This is a genomic window from Arthrobacter cavernae (assembly GCF_017368795.1).
GTDB lineage: Bacteria > Actinomycetota > Actinomycetes > Actinomycetales > Micrococcaceae > Arthrobacter > Arthrobacter cavernae.
In genome coordinates, this window is the sequence record NZ_JAFNLL010000026.1 from 41,858 (window position 1) to 62,493 (window position 20,636).

At 66.2% G+C, this 20,636-nt stretch carries 23 protein-coding genes; 12 read left to right on the top strand and 11 right to left on the bottom strand.

Annotation, left to right across the window (positions count from 1 at the left end; genetic code table 11):
* The first annotated feature begins 435 nt into the window (after positions 1-435).
* Positions 436-1,002, top strand: a complete 567-nt coding sequence (locus J1902_RS11555; protein WP_207616464.1) for a type 1 glutamine amidotransferase domain-containing protein — start codon at positions 436-438, stop codon at positions 1,000-1,002.
* 48 nt (positions 1,003-1,050) lie between these two features.
* Here J1902_RS11555 and J1902_RS11560 read toward each other — a convergent pair whose 3' ends face one another.
* On the bottom strand, positions 1,051-2,280 hold the full coding sequence (locus J1902_RS11560; RefSeq protein WP_207616404.1) for an NYN domain-containing protein: 1,230 nt from the start codon (positions 2,278-2,280) through the stop codon (positions 1,051-1,053).
* 100 nt (positions 2,281-2,380) lie between these two features.
* Here J1902_RS11560 and J1902_RS11565 point away from each other — a divergent pair, with 100 nt between their 5' ends.
* A complete protein-coding gene (locus tag J1902_RS11565; protein ID WP_207616405.1) occupies positions 2,381-2,743 on the top strand; it encodes a TfoX/Sxy family protein in 363 nt (120 codons plus the stop codon).
* Between the two features lie 45 nt (positions 2,744-2,788).
* Here J1902_RS11565 and J1902_RS11570 read toward each other — a convergent pair whose 3' ends face one another.
* From J1902_RS11570 to J1902_RS11590, 5 genes are read right to left on the bottom strand one after another with little or no spacing between them, the layout of a single operon-like run.
* On the bottom strand, positions 2,789-3,604 hold the full coding sequence (locus tag J1902_RS11570) for an alpha/beta fold hydrolase (protein ID WP_307794434.1): 816 nt from the start codon (positions 3,602-3,604) through the stop codon (positions 2,789-2,791).
* Positions 3,601-4,761, bottom strand: a complete 1,161-nt coding sequence (locus J1902_RS11575) for a pyridoxal phosphate-dependent aminotransferase (protein ID WP_207616406.1) — start codon at positions 4,759-4,761, stop codon at positions 3,601-3,603. The genes J1902_RS11570 and J1902_RS11575 overlap by 4 nt, the downstream gene beginning before the upstream one ends.
* Before the next feature lie 14 nt (positions 4,762-4,775).
* On the bottom strand, positions 4,776-5,366 hold the full coding sequence (locus J1902_RS11580) for an RraA family protein (protein WP_207616407.1): 591 nt from the start codon (positions 5,364-5,366) through the stop codon (positions 4,776-4,778).
* The gene (locus tag J1902_RS11585; protein WP_207616408.1) at positions 5,363-6,028 is read right to left on the bottom strand and encodes an RraA family protein; all 666 of its coding nucleotides are present in this window, start codon (positions 6,026-6,028) and stop codon (positions 5,363-5,365) included. Before J1902_RS11585 ends, J1902_RS11580 begins: the two co-directional genes overlap by 4 nt.
* Entirely contained in the window at positions 6,028-6,723 is a 696-nt protein-coding gene (locus J1902_RS11590) for an RraA family protein (protein WP_207616409.1), read from the bottom strand. Before J1902_RS11590 ends, J1902_RS11585 begins: the two co-directional genes overlap by 1 nt.
* Before the next feature lie 74 nt (positions 6,724-6,797).
* Between J1902_RS11590 and J1902_RS11595 the strand changes: the two genes are divergently transcribed.
* Both J1902_RS11595 and J1902_RS11600 read left to right on the top strand, forming a co-directional pair.
* Positions 6,798-7,691 carry a LysR substrate-binding domain-containing protein gene (locus J1902_RS11595; protein ID WP_207616410.1) on the top strand — a complete coding sequence of 298 codons (894 nt, stop codon included), beginning with the start codon at positions 6,798-6,800 and terminating at the stop codon, positions 7,689-7,691.
* Between the two features lie 103 nt (positions 7,692-7,794).
* Complete coding sequence (locus J1902_RS11600; protein WP_307794435.1) at positions 7,795-8,571, top strand: alpha/beta fold hydrolase; 777 nt, start codon at positions 7,795-7,797, stop codon at positions 8,569-8,571.
* A gap of 17 nt (positions 8,572-8,588) precedes the next feature.
* Here J1902_RS11600 and J1902_RS11605 read toward each other — a convergent pair whose 3' ends face one another.
* Both J1902_RS11605 and J1902_RS11610 read right to left on the bottom strand, forming a co-directional pair.
* Positions 8,589-9,773, bottom strand: coding sequence for an epoxide hydrolase family protein (locus J1902_RS11605; protein WP_242701920.1), 1,185 nt, complete (start codon positions 9,771-9,773; stop codon positions 8,589-8,591).
* A 137-nt stretch (positions 9,774-9,910) separates the two neighbouring features.
* Positions 9,911-10,213, bottom strand: a complete 303-nt coding sequence (locus J1902_RS11610; RefSeq protein WP_207616411.1) for an ArsR/SmtB family transcription factor — start codon at positions 10,211-10,213, stop codon at positions 9,911-9,913.
* A gap of 102 nt (positions 10,214-10,315) precedes the next feature.
* Between J1902_RS11610 and J1902_RS11615 the strand changes: the two genes are divergently transcribed.
* From J1902_RS11615 to J1902_RS11635, 5 genes are all read left to right on the top strand, one after another.
* The gene (locus J1902_RS11615) at positions 10,316-11,395 is read left to right on the top strand and encodes an NADH:flavin oxidoreductase/NADH oxidase (RefSeq protein WP_207616412.1); all 1,080 of its coding nucleotides are present in this window, start codon (positions 10,316-10,318) and stop codon (positions 11,393-11,395) included.
* Between the two features lie 18 nt (positions 11,396-11,413).
* The gene (locus J1902_RS11620) at positions 11,414-12,283 is read left to right on the top strand and encodes an arginase family protein (RefSeq protein ID WP_207616413.1); all 870 of its coding nucleotides are present in this window, start codon (positions 11,414-11,416) and stop codon (positions 12,281-12,283) included.
* Positions 12,284-12,364: 81 nt separating this feature from the next.
* The gene (locus tag J1902_RS11625; RefSeq protein WP_207616414.1) at positions 12,365-12,697 is read left to right on the top strand and encodes an ArsR/SmtB family transcription factor; all 333 of its coding nucleotides are present in this window, start codon (positions 12,365-12,367) and stop codon (positions 12,695-12,697) included.
* Between the two features lie 13 nt (positions 12,698-12,710).
* Positions 12,711-13,196, top strand: a complete 486-nt coding sequence (locus tag J1902_RS11630; RefSeq protein WP_207616415.1) for an SRPBCC family protein — start codon at positions 12,711-12,713, stop codon at positions 13,194-13,196.
* Positions 13,197-13,328: 132 nt separating this feature from the next.
* Complete coding sequence (locus J1902_RS11635; protein WP_207616416.1) at positions 13,329-14,372, top strand: LLM class flavin-dependent oxidoreductase; 1,044 nt, start codon at positions 13,329-13,331, stop codon at positions 14,370-14,372.
* A 63-nt stretch (positions 14,373-14,435) separates the two neighbouring features.
* On the opposite strand, the gene J1902_RS11640 is transcribed toward J1902_RS11635, so the two are convergent.
* Complete coding sequence (locus tag J1902_RS11640; protein WP_207616417.1) at positions 14,436-14,648, bottom strand: hypothetical protein; 213 nt, start codon at positions 14,646-14,648, stop codon at positions 14,436-14,438.
* A gap of 247 nt (positions 14,649-14,895) precedes the next feature.
* On the opposite strand from J1902_RS11640, the gene J1902_RS11645 reads away from it, so the two are divergent.
* Positions 14,896-15,231, top strand: coding sequence for a hypothetical protein (locus J1902_RS11645; RefSeq protein WP_207616418.1), 336 nt, complete (start codon positions 14,896-14,898; stop codon positions 15,229-15,231).
* 65 nt (positions 15,232-15,296) lie between these two features.
* On the opposite strand, the gene J1902_RS11650 is transcribed toward J1902_RS11645, so the two are convergent.
* Positions 15,297-16,709, bottom strand: coding sequence for an aminotransferase-like domain-containing protein (locus tag J1902_RS11650; RefSeq protein ID WP_207616419.1), 1,413 nt, complete (start codon positions 16,707-16,709; stop codon positions 15,297-15,299).
* Between J1902_RS11650 and J1902_RS11655 the strand changes: the two genes are divergently transcribed.
* Together J1902_RS11655 and J1902_RS11660 are read left to right on the top strand one after the other, a co-directional pair.
* Complete coding sequence (locus J1902_RS11655) at positions 16,708-17,715, top strand: DMT family transporter (RefSeq protein WP_207616420.1); 1,008 nt, start codon at positions 16,708-16,710, stop codon at positions 17,713-17,715. The genes J1902_RS11650 and J1902_RS11655 overlap by 2 nt on opposite strands.
* 4 nt (positions 17,716-17,719) lie before the next feature.
* The gene (locus J1902_RS11660) at positions 17,720-18,361 is read left to right on the top strand and encodes an FMN-binding negative transcriptional regulator (protein WP_207616421.1); all 642 of its coding nucleotides are present in this window, start codon (positions 17,720-17,722) and stop codon (positions 18,359-18,361) included.
* Positions 18,362-18,408: 47 nt separating this feature from the next.
* Here the strand turns inward: J1902_RS11660 and J1902_RS11665 are convergent, their stop codons facing one another.
* The gene (locus tag J1902_RS11665) at positions 18,409-20,616 is read right to left on the bottom strand and encodes a transglycosylase domain-containing protein (protein WP_207616422.1); all 2,208 of its coding nucleotides are present in this window, start codon (positions 20,614-20,616) and stop codon (positions 18,409-18,411) included.
* Positions 20,617-20,636: the final 20 nt, after the last annotated feature.

Here is a 20,636-nt window from a genome sequence, read left to right on the forward strand (position 1 = left end):
CGCGCGAATGTGTTCGACATCGAACTGCTTGCCCGCCGGCTGGCCGCGGCAGCGGGCTGGCTTGGGAGCCGGCCGGACACGGCCTCATGCAGCGTGGGATACTTCGGAGCGAGTACCGGAGCCGGAGCCGCGTTGTGGGCAGCGGCCGAACACGAGGCGCAGATCGGCGCAGTCGTCTCAAGGGGAGGCCGTCCGGACCTGGCCGGCCCGAGGCTTGCCCTTGTCCGCGCCCCCACGCTCCTGATTGTCGGCAGTGCGGATCACAGGGTCCTCGAACTCAACCGCCAGGCGCAGGCCCTCATGCACTGCCCCAGCCGACTGGAGCTTGTCCGGGGAGCCACGCACCTGTTCGAAGAACCTGGGACACTGGAGAAGGCGGCGATTCTGGCCAGGGACTGGTTTGTGCAGTACCTGCTGCCAGGCCAAGGAGGACACATGTCAGGGCACAATATTGCAGGCAAGAAGGTTGCTTTCCTGCTGACCGACGGTGTGGAACAAGTGGAGCTGACAAGCCCATGGAACGCCGTCAAGGATGCCGGCGGAGAACCTACCCTTGTGGCCCCCAGAAGCGGAACGCTTCAGGGTTACAAGGGCACCGAGAAGGGCGAGACCTTTCACATCGACATGACGGCGGCGGAGGCCGACGCCGCCGACTTTCACGCCCTGGTACTCCCCGGTGGCGTTGTCAATGCAGACCACCTTCGCGTGGACAAGGACGCCCAGGCCTTTGCTCGGAGCTTCTTTGAACAGCACAAGCCGGTGGCAGCCATCTGTCACGGCCCCTGGCTCCTCATCGATGCCGGAGTGGTCCGCGGCCGGAACCTCACGTCCTACCGCACACTCCAGACGGATCTGAAGAACGCGGGCGCCAACTGGAGCGATGAAGAAGTGGTGGTTGACCATGGCCTCGTGACCAGCCGCAATCCGCGCGACCTGCCTGCCTTCAACGCCAAACTGCTGGAAGAGATCGCAGCGGGCGAGCACCGCGGCAAGACTGCCTGAGCAAACCGGAAAGCGCCCGACGGCGGGACCTCCCGCCGTCGTCGGCCGTCAGGCATCGACGAAGCCGCCGCTGGCCCAGCGCCGCAGGGCCAGCCGCTCGGCGTCGTCGAACTCCATCAAGGCCACCCGGCACAGCTCCTCCACGTCGTGGGTCCAGGCGGCCGCCAGCTCTTCCGCCGTTGACGTGTCGGTGAGCTGGAAATCGACGTATCCCAGGCCCTGAATGACAAAGTTCACGGCGTTGCGGGACACCGGCTGACCGGCGGTGACACAGTCATCCCTGACAAGCTTTGCCAGCTCATTGCGGTTGACCGGCTGCTCGCGAAGCCTCGCCGCCATGGCCGTGAACAGTTGCCGGAACTGGGCGGCGGAAAGCGCAGGAACATCCGTGACCCTGGCGACCCGTTCCTCGATGCCGGATTCGGTGCCGGTTTCGGCGGGCAGGTCGTCGCTGGAAAACCTCTGCGCATCCCAGACCCAGCCGCCACGCGTTGCCGAGTATTCAACGCCGTGGCCGATCTGGGCCACCCAGGTCCCGAACTTGCCGCAGCCGCCCCAGTCCGTCTTCAGGGACGGATCTGCCGTGAGTGCCCGGTGGGCCACCATTGCCCCGACAACCGGGCCGGGGGCAGCACGGACAAAGTCGCAAACCTCCTTGACCGCGGCGGACACAGCCTTCGCCTTCACAGCGCCCCCTGCCTGCGACGGCTGAACGGACGCCACCGCGTGGATCGGCTCCACCGTGGTGCCGTTGAGGATTGCCACAAAGTCGTGGGACTCCACCACGTTGTCCGCCATCTCGCGGTACGCGAAGGCTACGGCGCCGGCGGCGATGACCGTGGTCATCTTGTCAGCGGCCCGGAAACGCTGGATGAGTGAGGTGAAGTCCGCGTCGGCCGACGCGATGAAGAACTCGTCGATGCCGGCGCTGCCGGACAGTGTGTCCATCGCATCCAGCACCAGGTTGATGTCGGTGCTGCTCTTTCCGCGTTGCGTCAGCGACGGGCAGTCGATCACACGAAAACCGGCCCGCGTCCAGTACGTCCGGTACTTCGAGAACACCACCGGGTTCAGGTAGCAGTTGCGGATAAGGAACCGGCGGGAGCTCTCACCGGGCCCGCCGGCGGACAGTGCATCAGCCCAGTGCTTGGGGTCTTCCGCGAACCGCTTGGCCGCCAGTGGATCCAGGGCCTGAAGGCCCAGGTAGACGTTGTCGAAATCGACAAACATGGCGGCCCGGAGCCCTGGCCGTCGGGAGGGAAAATGCGCCTCTTTCATTGGCCCAGTGTGCCAGCAACTTGGCCGCCGTGGTGAGGTTTTCCTGCGACACGCCAAGCCGCGGGGGTGATAATGGAGGCCCCGAGCGGAAGGCGCCTCCATGGAAATCGCAAAGCCCACCGAAGCTGACAAGGAGCAGTTCAAGACGCTGCTGGCAGGGCTGCCGGGTGTCGAGATCAAAGCGATGTTCGGGAACCTGGGCGCCTTCGTCAACGGGAACATGTTCGCCGGGCTGTTCGGCTCGACCGTCGGACTGCGCCTCTCGGATGCGGACCGCGAAGAGCTGACGGCCAGCAGCGAGACGCTGCCCTTCGGCCCGGCTGGACGGCCCATGGCCGGCTACGTCGGGCTGCCCGTTCAGGACCCGGCCGCGAAGATCGAGTCGTGGGCGGCCCGGGCGCTGGACCACGTTGCAACGCTGCCACCCAAGGCGCCCAAGAGCCCCAAGCCGAAAAAGAGCTGACGACGGCGGGACGCCCCGCCGTCGTCGGCAGTGCTCCTCGTCGCTTCACGCCCTCTCGCTGCCCTGGACGAACGAGGTTATCCGTGACCACATTTCCGGAGCGTTGGAGTACATGGGGAAGTGCGCGCTGTGCGATATCTCGGCCAGCTCCACACCCTTTTTTGTCAGGAGATCCAGGTAGGACAGCGTGTTGTTCTGCGCGCCGTACATGTACATCCGGGGGAACGGAAGGGCGAGGAAGCGGTCCAGGAGGTTTCCGTTGTCGGACAGCTCCACCATGGATTCAAAGATGGGCCTGACGGCACCGGCCCGCACCTTGTGGGGCAGGCTTGCCGCGTAGAGGCTGCTGGAGAAGTACCGGGATTTCCATACGCGGTCCTGGAAGTCCCTGAAGAAGTCCTCGGGGTCCGGGTGCGGGTGGCTGATGATCTGCCGGCTGAGGAAGCAGTCTTCGGGTGCCACGTTTCCCTCGATGTCGATGAAACTGACCACACGTGACGGGTCCTGGTCGGCCAGCAGCAGCGCGGTCAGCCCGCCCATGGAGTGTCCCACGAGGTGGAACCGGCCGATGTTCTTGGACCGCAGGACTTCAAGGGCCACGGACACCAGGAACGGCACCGAAATGGCACCAAGGTCGGAGCAGGTGGTGGCCCCGCACCCCGGTGCGTCGTACGCCAGTACAGGACGGTCGGCGAGGGCTTCCTGTTGGATGACGTCTGCGTAGTCCTCCTTGGTGGACCCGAAGCCGTGTAGGAACACCAACGGGATGCCCGTGCCGGCGCGGTACATGCCCGCAATCTCGAGGTCGGTGCCCCCGATGGTGACCGGGAGCCTGAACGATTCGAGCTTGTTCGCGGTCACAGGAAGTCCCTTACTGCTGTTTCGAAGCGGCGCAGCCCTTCCTTCAGGCTGGCATGGTCGGTGGCGAACGAGAGCCGCACATGGCCTTCACCGGAAGGGCCAAACTCGCTGCCGGAGCGGACCGCCACTCCGGCCTGGGCAAAGCGGGCCGCCATCTCGTCTGAGGATAGCCGCGACTCGATGCGCGGGAACGCGTAGAAGGCTCCCTGCGGTGCAAGGACCTCGACGCCGGGAATCCCCTTGAGTGCCTCCAGAACCAGATCGCGGCGCTCCTGATAGGAGGCCGTCGCGGCGCGAAGATCGGCGTCGGGCGTCCCCAACGCCGTCAGCGCCGCGTCCTGGACGAAGGTGTTCAGTGGGCCGTTGATGGTGCGGTGGATCAGGTTGATCTTGTCGGCAACCGGGCCGGAGGCCACCACGTACCCAAGCCGCCATCCGGTCATGGCATAGGTCTTGGAGAACGTGCTGCAGTAGACCACCTGGCCGGAAACACCGGCAAGGTCCAGGGCTGACACCAGCTCCAGTCCGTCAAAGACGATGCTCCCGTAGGCCTCGTCGGAGAGGAGCAACAGGTCTGGATTCTCTGCCAGAAGGGCGCCAACCCCGGCAAGATCAGCGGCCGAATACACGCGGCCGGTGGGGTTGCCCGGGTTGCACAGGATGACCATGCGCGCCGTCGGGGCTTCCCGGCGCAGGGTGTCCAGGTCCAGCGAGCCGTCCGGATTGGCGGCGACCCACACTACGTCCGCTCCGACCATGGCCGCGTGGTCCGCGTAGAGCGAATACGTCGGTTCGGGGATCAACACGCGCTCGCCGGGCCCCACCAGCGCCAGCATCGACGCCGCGAGGCCGGCGCTGCCGCCGTGGGTCAGGACCACCTCCCGTGGCGTCGTGGGCCGGGCATGCTCCGCGGCGATCTTTTCGGCAAGGGCTTCCCGCAGCGCGGGCGCGCCGGTCATGGGGGAGTACCGCGTCCGTCCCTCAACCAGGGAACGGACGGCGGCCTCGACAACCGCGGTGGGGGTGCCGGCGTCGGGCTCTCCCATGGCGAGCGAGATGGCACCGGGGGCCGCCGCGCCCAAGGTGGCGGGGCGGCGGCTGGATGCCGCGATGCGCTCGGCGGCGCCCAGGTTTGCGTTAGCAGTGATGGTGTTCAAGATACTTCTTCCGATCAGAGCGAGTAGATCTCGAGGGTGGTTTTGCCGGTGCTGATCTCGGCGAGGAAGCGCTGCTCGTCGGCCACCCGCTCATCGGCTTTGTCCAGGACCGTGTCCGCTGCGTCGCGGGGAAGGACCACGACGCCGTCGGAGTCGCCCACCACCAAGTCGCCGCTGCGGACGGTCAGGCCGCCCACGCGCACCGGGGAGGAGAAGTCGCCCGCGTAGTCCTTGGCGGTGCCGACCACGGTGATGCTGCGGGAGAAGACGGGGAAGTCCATCTGGGCCATTTCGTCGCTGTCGCGGACGCCGCCGTCGATCACCAGTCCGGCGATGCCACGGTGCTGGGCCGCGGCGGCGAGGATTTCGCCCCAGTGGCCGTGCTCGGCGCCCTGCATGTCAACCACCAGGACGCTGCCCGCCGGTGCTTTCAGGACCGCGTGGTGCAGGGCGAGGTTGTCCCCGCCCACGCCCCGGACGGTGAAGGCAGGCCCGGCCACCTTGGCGCCGCGCCATGCCGGCTTCAGCCCTGGATCGCAGGCGCAGGGCAGTTTGGATGCTTCGTACAGGGTGGCCGAGGAATGTCCCCGGGCTGCGTTGTTCACTTGTTCCTCCACTGAAGGTCGTGGTAGCCGAGGTCCTTGCGGGCCTGGACCAGGGTGGCGCCGCTCTTGACGGAGGCGACGATGCGGGCCTCGGTGTCCTCGATCCTTTCGGCGATCCCTGCGATCTCGGCGGCGCGGGCCTGCGGCACGGCCAGGGCGCCGTCGGCGTCGGCGCAGATGATGTCCGACGGCGAGATGCGGACGTCGTTGATGGTGACTTCGGTTTGGACGGCCACGAGCTGGACGCGGTCCTTGCCGGTGCGCATGAACCTGCCGCGGCTGAAGAGCGGGTAGTTCTGCTGCAGGGACGTGGAGATGTCCCGGCAGACGCCGTTGATGACGGTTCCGGCGATGCCGTGCTCGGCGGCGACCGCGGTCATGATGCCGCCCCAGACCGTGACGTCGGTGCGTCCGTCGTTGTCGATGACGATCACGGCGCCCGGCGGGACGTCGTCCAGGAAGTCGCCCACGCTGCCGCGGGACTTGCCGGCCGGTGCGTATTGGACGGTGAAGGCCGGTCCGGTGGCCCGGAAATCGTACGTCAGGCCGGCCAGGCCGTGGAGCGTGCCGTGGAGGCCAAGGGAGTCCATGGCGTCCGAAATGGATGCGGTGGGCAGAGCTGCCAGGCGGTCGATGACGCTGGCTTCGGTGGTGGTGTTCATCAGTGTTCCTCTGTGATTCCGGATTCGGGGGTTCCGGTTTCGGGGGTTCCTGCCAGGCGCGTGTCGCGCATGGCTTCGTGAAGCGCGACGCCGGCTCGCAGCTCGGCGGCGATTGCTTGCTCGCGTGCGGCCACGCCTTGTGCGCGTTCCAGCACCTCTTCGAGGTGGCTGTGGGGGACAACCGCGACGCCGGTCTCGTCTGCCAGGACCAGGTCGCCGGGGGTGACGGTCACCCCGCCGAGCCGGACGGGTTCGCCGGTGGAGCGCTGCTGCAGCCGGCCGCGGGCGGTGGCGGGAATGCGGCCCTTGGCGAAGACGGGAAAGCCGATGTCCCGGGCCTCGTGGACGTCCCGGCACGCGCCGTCGGCAACGACGCCGAGGACGCCGTTCAGGGAGGCGCCCAGGCTGAGCAGTCCGCCCCAGCAGGACACGTCCGTGCGGCCATCGTTGGCCACGACGATCACGTTGGTCTCATCGGCGCCGGCCACGGCGGTCGCTCCGATGTGGGCGCCGGACGGGCTTGGGACATAGGGCTCGAGCTGGACGGTCACGGCGAAACCGACGATCTTCGGCGTGCCCCACACCGGCAGGAAGCCTGCCTGGCCCGGAGGAAGGCCGAGCGCGTCAAGGGCGTCCGACACGGCTGCCGAATCCAGGGCTGCGTAGTGTTCCAGAAGAGCTGTTTGCGAAGTCATGCTTCCAGTAGACAGGCGCCGATCGATATAGTGAAGGTCTGGTTCTATATAGCTGGAAGAGGAATAGCGACTCAATGATCGAGGTGCGCCAAGCAAGATACTTCGCTGCCGTCGCGGAAGAACTGCACTTTGGGCGCGCAGCCGAGCGGCTCAACATGTCACAGCCGCCGCTGAGCCAGGCCATCCTGCAGCTTGAACGCCAGCTCGGAACGGAACTGCTGACCCGGTCCAGCCGCTCGGTGCTGCTGACGGACGCCGGAAAGCTGTTCCTGGATGAATGCCGGCTGCTGGTGCAGGCCTCCGAGCGGGCCGCGGAGGTAGCCGCCCGGGCCAAGTCCGGCATGGCGGGCACGCTGCGGATCGGTTCGGTGACCTCGGCCTTTGACCGGGTGCTGCCGGAGGTGCTGGAGCGCTTCCGGAACGACTGGCCCGACGTCGAGCTGCAGGTCTCGGAAATCGATACGCACCATGGCCGGGACCGGCTGCTGCGGCGCGAGCTGGACGTTGCGATCATCCGGCAGTCGGGATCTGAACGCGGGCTCAGCTCGGTGCCCTTGCACCGGGACCGCTTCGTCATCGCCCTCCCCGCCTCGCATCCCCTGGCGGGCGAACAGGGGGCGGTGGATCTGGCCCGGTTCCGGGATGACAGCTGGGTGTGGCTGCCCCGCGCCATTTCGCCCGACTACCACGACGAGATGGTGGCCGCCTGCCGCCGGGCCGGGTTCAGCCCGCAGGCCAAGCACTTCGCCAACTCGATCCAGTCGCAGCTGGCTATGGTGGGCTGCGGACTGGGCGTCACCCTGGCGCCGAACTCGTCCATCGGCGTGGCCCAGCACGGTTCCGTGGCCCGCGAACTCTCCGAGCGCGTGGACCTGGTGGAGCTGTCCCTGGTCAGCCGGGCCGGCGAGCCGGAGCCCATCACCCGGCACTTCATCGCCTGCGCACAGCAAAGCGCCGGCGGCGATTAATCGAGACAGCAAGCGGACGACGGCGGCGGCGTTTGTTGGCGTTGGATGGTCCAGGCCTGGCGCGCTACAGCCTGAACGCCACCGGGAAAGATAGAGTGTCACGGTGAAGATTGCCCTGGCCCCCGACGGCGCCGAGCTCGCTTGGGCCGAAGAAGGCGAGGGCGAGCCCCTGCTCCTGATCGCCGGCCAGGCAACGGCCATGGACGGTTGGGGCCCGACGGCGGAAGCCTTGTCCCGCTATCACCGCGTCATCCGCTTTGATCACCGGGGGATCGGCGCCAGCGGCGACGGCGATGCCGGGCGCTACAGCACGAGGCTGCTCGCCGCCGATGCGGCCGCCGTCTTGGACGCCGCGAACGTCGATGCGGCCCATGTGTACGGCCATTCCATGGGAGGAAGAATCGCCCAATGGCTGGCCATCGACCATCCGCACAGGGTGCGCGCGCTGATCCTCGCCGCAACGAGCGGCGGGAAACTCTCCAGGGCCGGGCCCACCCAGGCCGCCATGGAAGCGCTGGTCAGCGGCGATGCCGCGCGGCTGGAACCCCTGTTCTTTGACCCGGAATGGGCACTGAACCACCCTGACGCAGTACGCACCTTCTTCAACTCACGGGCCTCCGCCTGGGCCAAGGCACGCCATTTCCGGGCGAGCCGCGATCACGACGCGTGGGGCGAGCTCGGCTCCATCCAGTCGCCCACCCTCATCCTCCACGGCACCGACGACGCGCTGACACCCCTGCCCAACGCCGTCGAACTCCACCGGCACATCCGCCGATCCACGCTGGTCAAGGTTCCCGGCGCCGGCCACGGCCTCCATCTGGACCATCCGGAGACCATCGAATGGATCCGGCAGTTCATCGCGGCCAAAGCACCCCGCTGACGCAAGCTACTCGCAGATTAGCGGAGGCCGCGGAAGAAGGTGCGCACATCGTCCACTAGGAGATCGGGGACCTCCATGGCCGGAAAGTGGCCGCCGCGCTCGAATTCCGACCAGTGGATGACGTTGTTGTCGCGCTCGGCAATGCTGCGGATCCCGAAGTCGCCGGGGAACACCGCCACCCCGGAGGGCACCTCGGACCGTTGTTCCTGCTGCCCCCAGCTGGCCTGGCCCTCCTTGTAGAGCCGCGCCGCCGACGTGGCCGTGCCGGTGAGCCAGTACACGCTGACGTTGGTGAGCATCAAGTCGCGATCAACGGCGTCCTCGGGCAGTTCGGCGGCGGGATCGGTCCATTCCTTGAATTTTTCGACGATCCAGGCGAGCTGCCCTGCGGGCGAGTCGGAGAGCCCGACGCCGAGCGTCTGGGGCCGCGTGGATTGGATAATCGCGTAGCCCGTGCCATCCTGCATCTGCCATTGCATGCCTGCGAGGCGCGCCTGCTCGGCGTCGCTCAGACCGGCCAGCTCTGCCGGATCTCCCGAGGGGAACCCCAGGCTGCCGTTGACGTGGACGCCCACAACGTGTTCGGAGTCGATGCGGCCCAGCATCGGTGAGATCACCGAACCGGTGTCGCCACCTTGGGCGCCGTACCTCTCGTAGCCGAGCCGGCCCATCAGCACCGCCCAGGCGCGGGCGATCCGGGCCATGTCCCAGCCTGTCTCCCGGGTCGGCCCGGAGAACCCGAACCCGGGCATGGACGGTGCGACGACGTGGAACGCGTCGGCGGGGTCGCCGCCATGGGCGCGGGGATCCGTGAGCGGTCCGATGATGTCCATGAACTCAACGATCGAGCCAGGCCAGCCGTGGGTAATGATGAGCGGCAGCGCGTCCGGCTCGGGGGAACGCACGTGCATGAAGTGAATGTTCTGTCCGTCGATGGTGGTGGTGAACTGCGGGAAGTTGTTGAGCTTCGCCTCGTACTTGCGCCAGTCGTAGGAGGTCCGCCAGTACTCGGCCAGCCCCTTCAGGTAGCTGATGGGGACGCCGTAGGCCCAGCCGACGCCGGGCAGTTCATCGGGCCAGCGGGTGTTGGCCAGCCGGTCATTCAGTGCGGTCAGCTCGGCTTGCGGGATCTGGATGCGGAAGGGTCGGATGTCAGCGCCGTCGATTTCCATGGGCTCGACGATACCGGGCCTTGCGGACAATTACTGTCCTCATGGGACGTCAATCTGCTGGTGACGTCGATGCCGAATTGAACACGGACGACGGCGAAACCTCCCGCCGTCGTCCGCTTGCGTGAAGTGCCTCGCGTCCCAGCTGCCGCTCCCCTGAACTCGCGTTTTTAGCTCGCGTTGAGGACGGCCTGGAGGAGGCCGGGAAAGCGTCGGTCCAGGTCCTCGCGGCGGAGCGTGCTGTTGATCGACGTTCCGCAGTACTGCTGCTCGATCAGGCCCGCCTCACGCAGGACGCGGAAATGGTGGGTGGAAGTCGACTTGCTCACCGGAAGGTCAAAGGACACGCAGGCCTGCGCTGCGTCCGCATTCGCGAGCTGCTTCACGATCATGAGCCGGACCGGATCGGCCAGCGCCGCAAGGACGGTGTCTATTTGGAGGCCGTCTCGGGAGGGGTGGGTCAGGATGCGCACCCCACCATTCTCTCATTCGAACGGTACTACGACGCATTTCGTAGTACGTTTGTGACCGTACTATGCTTGCCGTGAAAGAGATTGCCGCGCTGAGGAGTACTTGTGTCACACGCTTTGTTTGAGCCATTCCGCCTTCGTGGAGTGGAGATCCGCAACCGGATCTGGGTCCCGCCGATGTGCACGTTTGCTGTTGACGCCCAGGATGGTGTCCCGACGGACTGGCACCTCATGCACCTTGGCTCGTTGGCGCGCGGTGGCGCAGGTGCCGTCATTGTTGAAGCCACAGGTGTCGTCCCGGAGGGGCGGATCAGCCCGCAGGATCTTGGTCTTTGGAATGATGAGCAGCGCGATGTGTTTCGCCGCGTCACGGACCTTATTCATTCGCAGGGGGCCGTGGCCGCGATCCAGCTTGCGCACGCCGGCCGCAAGGGCTCGACCTGGCGCGGCTGGGGTGAGCGCAAGGCGGGGACTGTTCCGCGGGAGCATGGAGGCTGGACTCCGCTGGGCGCGTCGCCGATTGCGTTCCCAGGGCTCGCTGTCCCCGTTGAGCTTGACCTTGAAGGCATCCGGTTCATTGTCGAGGCCTTTGCTTCTTCTGCCCGCCGTGCGGTCGATGCCGGGTTTGACGTGCTTGAGCTTCATGGGGCACACGGATACCTGCTTCACCAGTTCCTTTCGCCCTTGAGCAACCACCGGCAGGATGGCTACGGAGGCTCCCTGGGAAACCGTGCGCGCCTTCTCTTGGAGGTTGTTGATGCCGTCCGTGCCGAGGTTGGGGAAGCGGTTCCAGTGATCGTGCGCCTCTCGGCGACTGACTGGACGGAGGGCGGGCTCACCCCCGATGACACGGAACAGATCGTCCTCTGGCTCAAGGACCGCGGCGTGGACATGATCGACGTCTCCACCGGAGGCAATGTGGCCAACGCTGCCATCCCGGTCGGTCCGGGCTACCAACTGCCCTTTGCTGAACGCATCAGGAGCAATACGGGTGTTCCCGTGGCGGCGGTCGGAATGATTGACCAGCCCTACCAGGCCGAACAGATCGTTGCCACCGGCCAGGCGGACGTCGTGCTCGTAGGGCGCGAATCCCTGCGTGATCCCAATTTCACGATCCGGGCTGCCGATGAGCTCCGCTATGAGTTGCCCTACAAGCCTGCGCAATACGAGCGGGCATACGTCTAGCCCCCAAGGAGTGACCACGTGAGCACGTCAAAAACGATGAGGCTTGTATTGCCGCAGTGGCAAGGTGGAAACAACGAGCTGTATGTACTCGGATCAGAGCTGCTCGCTTGGCTGGCGCCACTCACGGAGGATCCCGTGGTTCGGGTGCCGGTCGAAGAGTTCCGCCAAGACGGCACTCTCGACGACGGCATGCTGTACCGCTCTGCGCTGCTTCGCCAACTGAGGACCGCCCGGGAGCTGATCGATCGGGAGCGCCCCGACAGAATAGCGGTTCTGGGCGGGGACTGCCTCGCGGCCCAAGCACCATTCGCGTACCTGAATGAGAAGTACGGCGGCGGGCTGGGCATCCTGTGGATCGATGCCCACTCCGACGTCAAGACGACAGCCGATACCCCGAATGCGCACGCCATGGTCCTGGGCAATCTGCTGGGGGAGGGGGATCGGGATTTCAGCAGGGAGGTGGCCCGGACCTTCAACCCCAAAAAGGTCATGTATGCAGGGCTACGGGAGGAGATCCTCTCACCAGCTGAATCTGCGGTAATCGACAGGCTGGGCCTGAAAAATGCCACCCCGGAATCTCTGGTGGTCGACAGCTCTCCGGTGTTGGACTGGGTCCGGGAGAACGGTATCAAGCGCCTGGCTATTCATCTGGACCTTGACGTGATCGCACCCGCCCAGTTCCGTTCCGTGATGTTCGCCAAGCCAGGTCTGGAATCCGGCCCGGATGGGCAGCACCGTGGCGGCGAGATGGAGTTCTCGCAGGTTACCCGGCTTATCGCCGATGTCACTGGAGCGACTGAGGTGGTTGGCCTGAGCATCTGTGAGCACCTTCCATGGGATGCGATGCAACTCAAGCAAGCCCTGGCCAGGTTCCCCATTCTCAACTGAACACGCGGGACAACGTGCCCGGAGCCGCCGCCTGGTTGAAGCCATTGACATCCCCTGCCCGCGGACATATCGTACAACCAAATGGTTGTAGATCAGCTCAGTGAGGCAGAAGCCGACCGTCTTTTCCAGGCCTTCGCGGATGCTACCCGCCGTGATATCGTGCGTCGGGTGACGGTGGGCGAGTATTCGGTATCCGGCCTCGCCGCGCTCTACGCCATGAGTTTCGCCGCCGTCCAGAAGCATGTGGCGGTGCTGGAACGGGCTTCCCTGGTCACCAAGGAGAAGCGCGGAAGGGAGCAGATTGTGCGGGGAAACCACGAAGGACTGCAGAAAGCCCGCCGGCTGCTTGACGAGTACGAGGCGATCTGGCGGCAACGCGTCGAGCGGATCGCGGACATTCTGGCTGAAGCATAGGAAAGGTTCCGAAATGACTGTCATCAGTTCCACCAAGAATCCCGAGGCGCTGAGCTTCACCCTGATCGCCGAGTTCGACGCCGGCGTGGAGCGCGTCTGGCAGATCTGGGAAGACCCGCGCCAGCTCGAGCGCTGGTGGGGACCGCCCACCTGGCCGGCCACCTTTGACGACTTCGACTTCCAGCCCGGAGGCAAGGCCAGCTACTACATGACCGGCCCCGAGGGCGAGAAGGCCGGGGGCTGGTGGGATTTCACCGCCATCCAGGCCCCCACGCAGCTGCAGTTCGACGACGGTTTCGCAGACGAGGACGGCGACCGCGTCGAGGAAATGGGCACCACTCACGCCACGGTCACCCTCGACGATCTCGGCGGCCGCACCCGGATGACCATCCAGTCCGACTTCGAGTCCGAAGAGCAGATGGAGAAAATGGTCGACATGGGCATGGAAGAAGGAATGCGGGAGGCGGCCGGCCAGATCGACGCGCTCCTGGCCGGGTAGCGCTAGTGCCGGGCGCCACTTAACAGCAGAGGACGACGGCGGGAACCTCCCGCCGTCGTTCTCTGCCGTGTGCTGCCTGCCGGCGTTGCCCACCGCGGGAATGAATACCAAAGCTTGAATGTTCAAGCAATCATGGACTTTGGCATCTTCACCTTCGGCGAACTATCCCGCAACATCACCACGGGCAGCGCGCTGTCACCCCGGCAGCGGCTCAAGGAGATCATCGAGCTCGCCAAACTGGCGGACCAGGCGGGCCTCGGCTTCCTGGGCCTGGGCGAGCACCACCGGCGGGACTTCGCCCTCTCCGCCCCGGAAATCGTGCTGGCAGCCATCGCCCGCGAGACCACCAAGCTGCGGCTCAGCACCGCCGTCACGGTCCTGTCCACGCAGGATCCCGTGCGGCTCTTTGAGCAGTTCGCCACGCTGGACCTGATCTCCGACGGGCGGGCCGAAATCATCGCCGGCCGCGGGGCATTCATCGAGTCCTATCCGCTGTTCGGCCACGACACTGCGGACTATGACGGTCTGTTCGAGGAGAAGCTGCGGATGCTCCTCGAACTGCGCGACAACGCCGTGCTGGACTGGCAGGGGGAACTGACCCAAGACGTTCCGGGCATGGACATCGCACCCCGGCCCGTGCAGGAAAAGCTCCCCGTCTGGGTTGGTGTCGGCGGGACGCCTGCGAGCTTCGCCCGCGCCGGAAGGCTGGGCCTTCCCCTGTTCATCGCGCTGCTCTCCGGCCCGGCGCGGTTCCGCCGTCTCGCCGAGCTGTACCGCCAGAGTGCCGAGGAAGCTGGCCATGATGCCGCGGCCCTAGCTGTTGGCGTGGGCGGACACTTCTACGCGGCGCGCACCTCCCAGCAGGCGCGGGACATGTTCTACCCGCACTACCGGGCCTACTTCGAGCAGAACATGCCGCGCGCGGTCGAGCACTTCCCACGTTCCACCTTTGATGACTGGGCCGAGCCGGGCGGCGGACTGCTGGTAGGAAGCCCGCAGCAGGTCATCGAGAAGCTCCTCGAAATCCACCAAACCCTCGGCAACAGCCGCTACATGGCGCAGATCGGCCTCGGTGGCCTGCCGTTCGCGGAGACCGCCAAGTCCATCGAGCTCCTCGCCACCGAGATCATGCCCACCGTCAACCGCGAGCTCGGCGACGTGAGCGCGCCGGTCTAAAGTGCCTGCTTAACGCAAGAAGACGACGGCGGGAACCTCCCGGCGTCGTCCTCTTTGCGTTTTTTAGTGCGTGACGTCCTCGAACGTGGGCGCCTTCGGTGCGTTGCGGTTCAGGCTGACCGTGTACGTGTTGGGTCCGCTGCAGGTGACCGCGATGTGGTGCTTGGGAGCGTTGGCCCGTGCCGAAATGTCATTCACGACGGCGTCGAGAGTGTGGTCAACGGCTGAGCGATCCCAGATTTTGAGCGTGACAGAGTGCGTGGTTTCGAACGTCATTATTCGGTACCTTCATTCATATTCGGCCATGGCCCCGCGCCAGTGCAGAGCCAGGAAATGGTCTTCCCATGATGCACAGCGGCGTACTAACGTCACAAGCGAAATGACGTCCATTGGCCCGTGAGACTCATCACAGCCACCCGCAGTAGTGCGCGTGCCAAGGGATCCCGGCCGCTCCGCCGGGGTCGCGGAGGCCAAGGCGGTGACGTTCTGATTAGAATCGAGCTAGTCGACTATTGAGGGAATCATGAAGAAACTCACCACTGTCCTGCTCGCTGCCGGGCTCCTCGTCTCCGCCTCCGCCTGCTCCGCGACGAAGCTGACCACCGCGGAAACCTGCGACCGGGTCAAGAACGTCGTTTCCAGCCCCACGGGCGGCTCGGACAAGTACGGAATGATCCGGCTCGGCAACCAGATCCGTCCGATCGAAGCTGTGTCCTCGGACGAAATGCAGCCGGTGCTGCAGGCCATCCTGGACTTCACGGACGAGTCCGCCAAGGAGCACCCGGACACCGCGAAGCTCCAGGAACTGCAGGCGGAGTACCAGAAGGCCGGCACCACGTTCGGCCAGCTCTGCGGCTAAGGCGCCGTTCCAGCAGAATGCCCCCGTCCGGATCCTCTCCAGGCGGGGGCCTTCTGCGTCTGTGGTTAGGTGATGTTGCGGGCGATGGCCTGGCCCAGGATGCGCGCGCCCTCCGGGAAGGCGCCGGGGTTCGGCCCCGCGTAATTGAGCCGGATGAAAGGGCCCGCGGCCTCGGCCGGGAACCATTCCGTGCCGGCGGCGATGATGACCCCGGCGCTCTCGCAGTCGCGGGTCAGCCGCTCCAGATCGCTTCCGTCAGGCAGGCGTAACCAGAGATTCAGCCCTCCCTTGGGGAGGTTGCTGATGTGGGCCTGCGGGGCGTGCTCGCGCAGGCTGGTGACCAGGAGGTCGCGCCGTGCCTGGAGCTGCTGGCGGAGTCCGCGAAGGTGGGTCTGCCACCCGGGCTGCGTGACGACGTCGAGCGCTGCCGCCTGGAGGAGGCCGCTCACATACATGGACTCCGCCGCCTGGGCGGCGAGGATGCGTTCACGCGCCGGGCCGCGGGCGATGACCCCTGCCACCCGGATGGCCGGCGAGACGCTCTTCGTCAACGAGCGCAGGTACACCACGTGGCCGGAGTCATCCTGCGCGGCAAGGCAGACGGGGTTGGCCGTGATGCCGAAGTCGTGTGCCCAGTCGTCCTCAACCAGGAAGGCCCCGTGCTTGCGCACCACGTCCAGGACCTCCTGGCCCCGCTGGGCCGACCACTGGGCCCCGGTGGGGTTCGCGAAGTTGGGCTGTGCGTAGAACATCCGCGCGCCGGTCTCCTCGAAGGCCCGGGCCAGCTCGTCCGGATCGGGGCCGTCAGCTCCGCTGGGCACGGGGACCGCCCGGACGCCGGCCTGCGACGCGGCCAGGATGGCGCCCCAGTAGCTGGGGGATTCGATGAGCAGGGGCTGCCCGACGCCCACCAGCGCCCGGAAGATCGAGCTGAGGCCGCTCTGGCTCCCCGGCAGCACAATGACGTCGCTCGGAGTTGGCGGCATGACCCCCACCGGGGTTGCCGTGCCGAGTTCGTGCGCGAACCACGACTGCAGTTCTGGAAGACCCGCCGTCGGTGGCCGGAACAAGGCGGCGTCGCCACGGGCCGCCCGGGTGAGAGCGGCACGGACCAGGCGTTCCGGCAGGAGTTCCCGGTCCGGGTAACCGGAATGGAACGCGATGACATCGTTCGCCGTGCTGCGCATCGCGGCCGAGGCGGGGCGCAGCGGAGCCTGGGGCGCTCGCAGCGCCGCCGTCTGCCAGCCGTAGTCCGAGGGGCGCGCGGTCCTCACGGCCCGCACGAACGTCCCGACGCCGGGCCGGCTCTCGATCAGTCCCTGCGTTGCGAGGGCTTGTAGTGCCTTCTGCACGGTCACCGGGCTGGCCTGGTACTCGGCCACCAGGGACCGGGTGGACGGCAACCGGGATCCCGGTGCGGCTCCGGCGATCCATTCCTTCAGTCGCGCCGCAATCCGGGAACTGCTATCGTTGTTCATGAGAGACAATAGTAGCGCTACTAGGCTGATTCGCCCAGTGGTATCGTCCAAGCCGGTTACCGGCCTGTGGTGGGGCCTCCTCGGAGTAGCGGCATTCTCCTTCACTGTTCCGTTCACCCGGGTGGCGGTGGGCGGGCTGTCGCCGCTGTTCATCGGCTCCGGCCGGGCGGTGCTGGCCGCGGTCCTGGCGGCCCTTGCCCTCGCACTCACCCGTCAACGGCTTCCGCACGGTGTGCAGTGGGCGAGGCTCGCCGTGGTTGCCGGCGGCATCGTCATCGGCTTCCCGCTGCTCACCTCCTACGCGCTCACCACCGTTCCTGCCAGCCACGGCGCGGTGGTCATCGCCCTGCTGCCGGCCGCGACGGCCACCGCAGTGGTCCTGCGCAGCCGGGAACGTCCGCCGCGGGCCTTCTGGGCCATGACCGCCTTTGGAGCAGTCGCGGCGATCGGCTTCGCGTCTATGTCCGGCGGATCGGCGCAGGCCGGCGGGCTGGCGCAGGCCGGGGGCCTCGGAGAATTCCACGCGGCAGACTTGCTGCTCCTCGGCGCCGTGGTGGCCGCCGCCATCGGCTATGCCGAAGGCGGCCTGCTGGCACGCGAACTGGGCTCCTGGCAGACCGTCTCCTGGGCCCTGGTTATCGCATCGCCGCTCATGGTATCCCTGACGGCGCTGTCCCTGGCCCAGCAGCCGCCGGCCGCCACCCCGGTCCAGTGGGCCGCGTTTGCCTATCTGGGCATCGTCAGCATGTTCCTGGGCTTCTTTGCCTGGTACCGCGGTCTTGCCATCGGCCCCATGGCCCAGGTCAGCCAGATCCAGCTCATCCAGCCGGTCCTGAGCATTTGTTGGGCCGGACTCCTGCTGGGCGAGGCCCTGGGCTGGACGACCCTCATCGGCGGCCTGGCCGTCATCCTCTGCGCCGGCGCCGCCGTCCGGGTCCGGCTCAGGCCGGCGCCCGCGCCGCCCCGCATCTCCGCCATAAAGTTACTTGAGCCTGCAAAGGATTAGACCCATGTTCATCCCAGCGCACTTCGCAGCCCGCCCCGAAGCCATCCATGACCTCCTCGTCCGGCCCGCCGCGGCCAACCTCGTCACCATGACCTCCCAAGGCATGATCGCCACGCTGCTGCCCTTCATTCATGGGCCCTCCATCGGTGAACACGGCGCCCTGCACGGGCACCTGGCCCGGAACAATCCGCAATGGTCCGAGCCCGCCATCGGAGAATCACTCGTCATCATCCAAGGCGCGGACGCCTATGTTTCGCCCTCCTGGTACGCCTCGAAGGCCGAACACGGACGCGTTGTTCCCACGTGGAACTACTCCACGGCCCATGTGTACGGCACCCTGGTCATCCACGACGATCCGGTGTGGCTCGGCAACCACGTCAGGCGGCTGAGCGGGCTCCACGAAGCCGGGTTCGAGAAGCCGTGGTCCGTGGATGATGCGCCGGAGCGCTACATCGCCGGGCAGCTGCGCGCGACCGTCGGCATCGAACTGCTCATCACCCGGATTGAGGCGAAGACCAAGCTCAGCCAGAACCGGAGCGGGGCCGACGTCGACGGCGTTGTGGCGGGACTGCGCGCCCGCGGGCAGGCCGAGTGTGCCGCCGACGTGGAACGGGCGAATCCGAACCGGGACGCCTGCCGCGGCTAGAAACGTGGCTGGGAACGCGGCCGTCACCGCGGGGCGACAGGTCTGGGCTACGGTGCCGGTGCCTTGGGTGCCGGTGCCTTGGGTGCCGGTGCCTTGGGTGCCGGTGCCTGGACCATGGATGCCGGTGGCGCGGGGAAGGGATCCGCCCGGTACAGCGGGGCCACGGCCACCATGTAGTTGGCCCACTGGGGGCCAGCGAGCATGTACCCGTCAAGGTTCTTGTAGTACGTGCCGTTGATGACGAGGTCCCGGCCGAGCCGCCCTTGGCCTTCCACGGTGTCGCCGAAGAAGGAGGCGGTGGCGATGCCCGTGGTGTAGCCGACCACCCAGGTGGAGCCGTTGGTGTTGTTGGTGCCGGTCTTGGCCGCGACGGGCACCACGTTGTGGACCTTCGGTTGGATCCAGTAACCGGAGCCGACTTTCATCATGTCCTGCAGCACGGAGTTAACGCCCCGGGCGACCTCGGGTTTGACGGCGGCCCGGCACTCGCTGGTCTGGGCCGGGTACTTCTGTCCGGAGGAGTCCGTCACGGCCGCAATGGCGATCGGAGCGCAGTACCTGCCATCGTTCGCGAAGGTGGCAAAGGCATTGGCCAGGACGAGCGGTGCCACACCGATGGCGCCCAGCAGGTTGCCCAGCTGGTGCATGTTGATCTGGGCGTTGTCCAGGCCGCTGTGGAGGCCCACGGTGTCCACCATTTTCTGGATGCCGCAGAAGTCCAGCTGTGCGGCGGACGCGAAGGTTGCTGTGTTGATGGAGTTGTAGAGGCCGTAGTTGACGGGCATTGGGCGGTAGTAGCCGAGGTCGTTGTTCTGCAGGTCCAAATCGGCGCCCAGCCCCGCGTTCATCTGCGCCGTGCTGTAGCCACCAAGTACCCTCCCGCAGCTGGATCTCCACGGAAATCCGACCGGGTACACGCGGCGGGAGGCATCCACCACGCCGGTGATGGACTTGCCCTCGTTAAGCCATTGCGCGAAGGTGAAGGGCTTCATGGTGGACCCGGGCTGGAAGCCGCCGGCGCCGTTGAGGTCGTTGCCGTTGGCATCCTTGGCATCCACGTTGAAGTTCAGCTGGGTGTCGAACTTCCCCGGTTCGGGCAGGTACACAGTGTTCTGCGCCATGGCGAGGATCCTGCCCGTGCCCGGTTCCACCGAGACCATGGCCGAGCCCCATTTGTCAGGATTCGCGCCAGCCGTCGCGTCCACCTGCGCCTGGGCCACCGGCTGCAGCCGGCTGTCCAGCGTGGTGGTGATGGTCAGGCCGCCGCGGTAGAGGAAATTCCTCCGCTCCGTGAGGGAGACCCCGTACACGGGGTTGTTCAAGATCAGGTGGGAGACGTAGTCGCAGAAGTACACCGCCATCACGGCGTTAGCGCAACCCTGCCTCGCGGGCGTGATCTTGAGGTCGACGCCCGTGGCGATGGCGGCGTCGTACTCTGCTTGTTGGATCATGTCCTGCTCAAGCATGTCGGCCAGCACGCGGTTGCGGCGGCTGAGCGAGAGTTCGGGATTGACGGTGGGGTTGTAGAGGCTGGGGCTGTTCACCAGGCCCGCGAGCAGGGCCGACTGCGGCAGGGTGAGGTCCTTGGCGGAGGTGCTGAAGAAATACCGGGCCGCGGCCTCAATCCCATAGGCGTCCCGGTGAAAGAACACAATGTTGAGGTATCCCTCAAGGATCTGGTCCTTGGTGTATCTCTTTTCGAGTTCGAGGGCGAGCTTGATTTCGCGGACTTTGTCGCCGACGGATTTCTGCCCGCTGAGCACCACCAGATCGCCCCGGTCAGCTGAAATCCGTGATTCGTTGAGAACATTGGTGACATACTGCTGCGTCAGCGTGGAAGCGCCCTGTCTGCCGTTCTTGGTCAGGTTGTAGCTCAGCGCGCGGACAATTCCCTGGGTGTCCACGCCGTTGTGCTCGTAAAAGCGGCGGTCCTCGACGGCGACAATCGCCTGCCTGATGTAGGGCGAGATTTGATCAAGGGAAACTTTAACGCGGTTCTCCGCGTAGAAACTGGCAATCAGCTGGCCGTCCGAGGCAAGGACCTTTGTTGACTGCGCCGGCGCATTGACCTCGAGTTCAGCGGGAAGGGTATCAAAAAAGGACACGGAACTTCCCACAGTGGCTTGCGTAAAAGCGACAGCAGGAAGGAGGAGGCTGGCGGCCAGAACACCGCACAGAGCACTCACCATGAAAAAGCCGAACACCCCGCCAAGGGTTGCGGCAAGACCAAGCTTCGGTCGGTTCTTTCGCACCATCTTTTTCCCCGCCATCACGA

Bases quoted from the DNA above. Each gene is read 5' to 3' on its own strand.
- J1902_RS11655 (WP_207616420.1), top strand. From the start codon at position 16,708: ATGAGAGACAATAGTAGCGCTACTAGGCTGATTCGCCCAGTGGTATCG.
- J1902_RS11595 (WP_207616410.1), top strand. From the start codon at position 6,798: ATGATCGAGGTGCGCCAAGCAAGATACTTCGCTGCCGTCGCGGAAGAA.
- J1902_RS11645 (WP_207616418.1), top strand. From the start codon at position 14,896: ATGAAGAAACTCACCACTGTCCTGCTCGCTGCCGGGCTCCTCGTCTCC.
- J1902_RS11625 (WP_207616414.1), top strand. From the start codon at position 12,365: ATGGTTGTAGATCAGCTCAGTGAGGCAGAAGCCGACCGTCTTTTCCAG.
- J1902_RS11640 (WP_207616417.1), bottom strand. From the start codon at position 14,648: ATGACGTTCGAAACCACGCACTCTGTCACGCTCAAAATCTGGGATCGC.
- J1902_RS11650 (WP_207616419.1), bottom strand. From the start codon at position 16,709: ATGAACAACGATAGCAGTTCCCGGATTGCGGCGCGACTGAAGGAATGG.
- J1902_RS11565 (WP_207616405.1), top strand. From the start codon at position 2,381: ATGGAAATCGCAAAGCCCACCGAAGCTGACAAGGAGCAGTTCAAGACG.
- J1902_RS11590 (WP_207616409.1), bottom strand. From the start codon at position 6,723: ATGACTTCGCAAACAGCTCTTCTGGAACACTACGCAGCCCTGGATTCG.
- J1902_RS11560 (WP_207616404.1), bottom strand. From the start codon at position 2,280: ATGAAAGAGGCGCATTTTCCCTCCCGACGGCCAGGGCTCCGGGCCGCC.
- J1902_RS11635 (WP_207616416.1), top strand. From the start codon at position 13,329: ATGGACTTTGGCATCTTCACCTTCGGCGAACTATCCCGCAACATCACC.
- J1902_RS11585 (WP_207616408.1), bottom strand. From the start codon at position 6,028: ATGAACACCACCACCGAAGCCAGCGTCATCGACCGCCTGGCAGCTCTG.
- J1902_RS11555 (WP_207616464.1), top strand. From the start codon at position 436: ATGTCAGGGCACAATATTGCAGGCAAGAAGGTTGCTTTCCTGCTGACC.
- J1902_RS11660 (WP_207616421.1), top strand. From the start codon at position 17,720: ATGTTCATCCCAGCGCACTTCGCAGCCCGCCCCGAAGCCATCCATGAC.
- J1902_RS11665 (WP_207616422.1), bottom strand. From the start codon at position 20,616: ATGGTGCGAAAGAACCGACCGAAGCTTGGTCTTGCCGCAACCCTTGGC.
- J1902_RS11630 (WP_207616415.1), top strand. From the start codon at position 12,711: ATGACTGTCATCAGTTCCACCAAGAATCCCGAGGCGCTGAGCTTCACC.